At 74.1% G+C, this 3,916-nt stretch carries 4 protein-coding genes; 3 read left to right on the top strand and 1 reads right to left on the bottom strand.

Annotated elements, in window-relative coordinates:
* The first annotated feature begins 153 nt into the window (after positions 1–153).
* A complete protein-coding gene (locus H5J29_RS24115; RefSeq protein ID WP_181783318.1) occupies positions 154–804 on the top strand; it encodes a 4'-phosphopantetheinyl transferase family protein in 651 nt (216 codons plus the stop codon).
* A gap of 15 nt (positions 805–819) precedes the next feature.
* On the opposite strand, the gene nhaA is transcribed toward H5J29_RS24115, so the two are convergent.
* A complete protein-coding gene (nhaA, locus tag H5J29_RS24110; protein ID WP_312858378.1) occupies positions 820–2,154 on the bottom strand; it encodes a Na+/H+ antiporter NhaA in 1,335 nt (444 codons plus the stop codon).
* A gap of 34 nt (positions 2,155–2,188) precedes the next feature.
* On the opposite strand from nhaA, the gene H5J29_RS24105 reads away from it, so the two are divergent.
* Both H5J29_RS24105 and H5J29_RS24100 read left to right on the top strand, forming a co-directional pair.
* Positions 2,189–2,698 carry a DsbA family protein gene (locus H5J29_RS24105; protein ID WP_181783316.1) on the top strand — a complete coding sequence of 170 codons (510 nt, stop codon included), beginning with the start codon at positions 2,189–2,191 and terminating at the stop codon, positions 2,696–2,698.
* Positions 2,699–2,793: 95 nt separating this feature from the next.
* Positions 2,794–3,879 carry a DNA polymerase IV gene (locus H5J29_RS24100; RefSeq protein WP_312858377.1) on the top strand — a complete coding sequence of 362 codons (1,086 nt, stop codon included), beginning with the start codon at positions 2,794–2,796 and terminating at the stop codon, positions 3,877–3,879.
* The last annotated feature ends 37 nt before the right edge of the window (positions 3,880–3,916 follow it).

Here is a 3,916-nt window from a genome sequence, read left to right as displayed (position 1 = left end):
ACCCGCGGCGATCGTCGTGAGGCCGTGTCTCCCACTCCGGCGCCGCCGGGCCCGGTGATCCACGCCGTTCCCGGCAACGCCGCCGGGAGCGGTGGTGGCGCAGTGAGCGACACGGCTTCGTGTCCCGAGTCCGAAGGACACTAGGCTCGGACCGTGGTGGACGTCTGGTGGGCCCGGCCCGTCGATCCCGCGGGCGCACCGCATCTCCTCGCCCTGCTCGACGCCCACGAACGGGCCCGCATCGACCGTTTCCGCAGGCCCGCGGACCAGGCCCGCTACCTCGGCGCCCACGCCCTGGCGCGGCTGGTGCTCGGCAGCCGGCTCGGGCTCGACCCGGCCGCGGTCGTGATCGACCGGACCTGTCGCTGCGGGGAGCAGCACGGCAAGCCGCGGGTGCCCGGGCTGGAGTTCTCGCTGACCCACTCCGGCGACCGGGTGGGCGTCGCGGTGAGCGCCGCGGGGCCGGTCGGGCTCGACGTCGAGGAGCTGCGGGACCTCGCCGCCCTCGACGGGCTGGCCGAGCACGCCCTCTCTCCCGCCGAGCCCCGCCCGCCCGACGGGCACGCGTTCCTGCGCGTCTGGACGCGCAAGGAGGCGCTGCTCAAGGCCACGGGCGAGGGGCTCTCCAGCCCCATGAACGCGATCACCCTGGCCGGCGCGCGGGTCGTCAGCTGGTCGGCCGGCCCGGCCCAGGCCTGGCTCGTGGACCTGCACGCGGGCCCCGACCACCCCGCCGCCCTCGCCGGCCTCGGCACCGAGCCCCCCGAGGTGCGCGTCCACGAGGGCGACCCCCTGCTCCACTGACCGCGGTGTGGAGGGTCAGTCGACGGGGCGCCAGGGGCGGGGCGGGAGGGTGGGCAGGCCGCTGGGGGAGCACTGGCCGCCCCGTTCGCCCGCCACCCGGAACACCAGCCAGCCGACGACGGCGGCCAGGATCGAGCCCGTCAGGATGCCGATCTTGGCCTCGCTGACCAGCAGCTCGTCGTCGAGCGCCAGCTCGGTCACGAACAGCGCCACGGTGAACCCGATCCCGGACAGCCCGGCGCCGCCGAAGAGCTGGCCCCAGCGCAGTGTGTCCGGCACCCGGCCGATGCCGGTCCGGAGCGCGACCCAGGTCCCGAGCGTGACGCCGATCGGCTTGCCCAGCACCAGGCCCGCGATGATGCCCCAGGTCAGCGGCGAGGCGAAGGCAGCGGCGAGGGTCTCACCGCTGAGCACCACACCCGCGTTGGCCAGCACGAACAGCGGGACGATCACGTAGCTCGACCACGGCTGGATCTTGAGCTGGAGCCGCTCGTTCGGCGACACCGCCCCGGTGGCGGCGGCCTGGGCGGCCAGTGCGCGCTCCGGTGTGGGGTCGAGGATGAACGTCTTGCCGGCGTTCAACGCCCGCTTCATGTCCTGGCGGCGGGGCGCGTAGGCGTTGACCAGCAGGCCCAGCGCCACCCCGACGACGCTGGGATGGACCCCCGACGCCAGCACCGCGACCCACATCACGATCCCGATGACCGCGTAGAACGGCGTGCGCCAGAACCTCACGAACCGCAGCCCGAGCAGCGCGAGGAACAGCACCACCGCGAGCAGCAGCGCGAGCACGTTCACCTGCTCCGTGTAGAAGATCGCGATCGCGATCACCGCGCCGATGTCGTCCACGATCGCCAGGGCCAGCAGGAAGACCCGCAGCTGGTCCGGGCACCGCGGCCCGACCAGCGCCAGCACGCCCAGCAGCACCGCGGTGTCCGTCGAGATCGCGATGCCCCACGCGTTGGCGGCCTCGCCACCGGCGTTGAACGCCAGGAACAGCAGCGCGGGCACGACGAGCCCGCCGAGCGCCGCCATCGCGGGCGCGGCGACGGCGCGGAAGCCCCGCAGCTCCCCCAGGGTCATCTCCCGGGAGATCTCCAGCCCGACGCTGAAGAAGAACAGCACCATCAGGCCGTCGTTGACCCAGTGCCGCAGGTCGAGGTCGATCGCGGCGCCGCCGATCTCCATCGACAGCCGCAGGTGCCAGAAGGACTCGTAGCCCAGCGGCAGGTTCGCCCAGAGCAGGGCCACCACGGCCGCCCCGATCAGCAGGACCGCCGAGCCCGACTCCGTGCTGAGGAACTGCCGCGCGGCACGGGAGAGCTCGCCGCGCTCGGATAGGGTCGTCACCGCCACCCGGTCATCCTGCCCCAGAGGAAAACCCGTGCTCGATCCGCCGCTCGGTCCCTACGACCACGTGCAGGGGCACGCCGACGCCCCGCTCACGCTGTTGAAGTACGGGGACTTCGAGTGCCCCTACTGCCGCGACGCCGCGCCGGTGATCGAGAAGGTCCGCGAGGAGCTGGGCGACCGCCTGCGCTTCGCCTTCCGGCACTTCCCCCTCCACGACCTGCACCCGCACGCCCTGGCCGCGGCGACGGCGTCGGAGATGGCGGGGCTGGAGGGCCGGTTCTGGCCCATGCACGCCAGCCTCTACGCGCCCGGCCCGCCCCGGCTCACCCAGGCGGACCTGCGAGAACACGCCGTGAACGCGGGCGTCGACCCGGAGAAGGTCGTGTGGCCGCGGACCCGGGTCGTGGAGGACCGGGTGGAGGCGGACTTCAACTCCGGCGTGCGCAGCGGGGTGCGGGGCACGCCCACGCTGTACGTCAACGGCGAGGTGTACCAGGGCCCGGTGACCGTGGAGCGCCTCGTCGACGCGCTGACGGAGTAGGCCGAGAGGAACGTGGGTGCTGTTCGATCATGGTCGAGACCGCACCGAGGTTCCTCTCGGCGGGATCTGTCGGGGTGGCGCGTCACAATGGGCCCGTGGGTCGCTGGGTGCTGCATCTGGACATGGACGCGTTCTTCGCGTCGGTCGAGCAGCTGACCCGGCCCACGCTCGCGGACCGACCGGTGCTGGTCGGCGGGACCGGCGGTCGTGGGGTGGTCGCCGGCGCGAGCTACCAGGCTCGGGTGTTCGGCGCCCGGTCGGCGATGCCGATGGGGCAGGCCCGGCGCCGCTGCCCGCACGCCGCGGTCCTGCCGCCCCGGTTCTCGCTGTACAAGGTCATCTCGGACGAGGTGATGGCCGTGCTGCGCGAGGCCGCGCCGGTGCTCGAGCCCGTGTCGGTCGACGAGGCGTTCCTGGAGCCGCCCGCGCTGGTGGGGGCGCCCGCCGCGGCGGTCGAGGAGTTCTGCGTCGCCCTGCGGGCGCAGGTGCGGGAGCGCACCGGGCTGCCCGCCTCGGTGGGGGCGGGGTCCGGCAAGCAGGTGGCCAAGATCGCCTCCGAGCTGGCGAAGCCCGACGGGCTGCGGGTCGTGTCGCCCGAGATCGAGCGTTCCGTGCTGGACCCGCTGCCGGTGCGGTCGCTGTGGGGCGTCGGGCCGGTCGCGGAGGCGTCCCTGCACCGGGTCGGGATCGAGACGATCGGGGCGCTGGCCGCGATGGACCCGCGCGAGGTCACCGGTCTGCTCGGCACGGCGATGGGCACCGAGCTGCACCGCCTCGCCCGCGGGATCGACGAACGGGCGGTCGCACCGCGGGGCGCGGCGAAGCAGATCTCGGCCGAGACGACCTTCGAGCGGGACCTCACGGCGATGACGGAGGTCCTCGGCGAGGTGGCCCGGATGACCGCGGCCGCCCACCGCAGGCTGCTGGTCGACGGGCGGGCGGCACGGACGGTCACGGTGAAGGCCCGCAACGCGGACTTCGAGACCCACACCCGCTCCGAGACCACCGCCTTCGCCTCCACCGACCTGGGCGTGCTCACCGCGGTGGCGCAGCGGCTGGCCCGCACGGCCGTCCCCGAGGGGGGCGTGCGCCTGGTGGGGGTGTCCCTGTCGGGGCTGTCGGACTCGCCGCCGCCCGCGCTGTTCGAGGCGGTGCCCTCGGAGACGGGATGGACGGCGTAGGGCTTGCCCGCGTGGTCGAAGGGGACGACGTCCTCGG

This window comes from Pseudonocardia pini, from assembly GCF_013870575.1.
Lineage (GTDB): Bacteria > Actinomycetota > Actinomycetes > Mycobacteriales > Pseudonocardiaceae > Pseudonocardia > Pseudonocardia pini.
This window is presented reverse-complemented; position numbering and strand designations above follow the sequence as displayed.